The sequence below is a fragment of the Lyngbya sp. CCY1209 genome, assembly GCF_055795065.1.
The window spans coordinates 1-611 of sequence record NZ_JAYFER010000289.1 but is presented as its reverse complement, the minus strand read 5'-3'; the positions used below and the strand labels follow the sequence as shown (position 1 = coordinate 611).

The window sequence follows — 611 nt, the reverse complement described above, 5'->3', positions numbered from 1 at the left end:
ACGAAAGCCGGGACACCTCAAGGAGGGGTAATAAGTCCACTCCTCGCCAACATCGCACTGGATGGAATGGTGAGGCATATCGAAAAACTATTCCCCAAAAAGAATAGTACAGTTCAAGCAACGGTTGTCAGATACGCCGATGATTTTGTAGTCATATCACCAAAACTCGAAATCATTGAACAGTGCCAGATTGCTATCTCCGAATGGCTAAAGCCCATTGGACTCCGACTCAAACCAGAAAAGACAAGAATATGCCACACACTTCAAGAAATTGAAGTAAATGGAAAAATGGTCTCACCTGGTTTTGACTTTCTAGGGTTCAATATCAGGCAATATCCAGTCGGAAAACACAGGTCAGGTAAAAGTGGAGGCAAGGTCAGTAAACGACTCGGCTTCAAAACTCACATTAAACCTGATAAGGAAGCAATCAAAGCCCACATCGAAAAAGTGAAAGAGGTGTTTAAGAAACACAAAACAGCACCTCAAGCCGCCTTGATTAAGGAACTCAACCCCATCATCACTGGATGGGCAAGGTATTACTCAGGGGTAGTCTCCTCGGAGATTTTCGGAAAGCTAGATAACATACTCTGGCAACAACTGCGGGCATGGGT

At 44.4% G+C, this 611-nt stretch carries 1 protein-coding gene; it reads left to right on the top strand.

The genetic code is table 11. The features are described 5' to 3' along the window. Positions 1–611, top strand: a 611-nt coding sequence (locus tag AC0QHF_RS08485) for a reverse transcriptase domain-containing protein (protein ID WP_324703771.1), incomplete at both ends; no start/stop codon positions are given.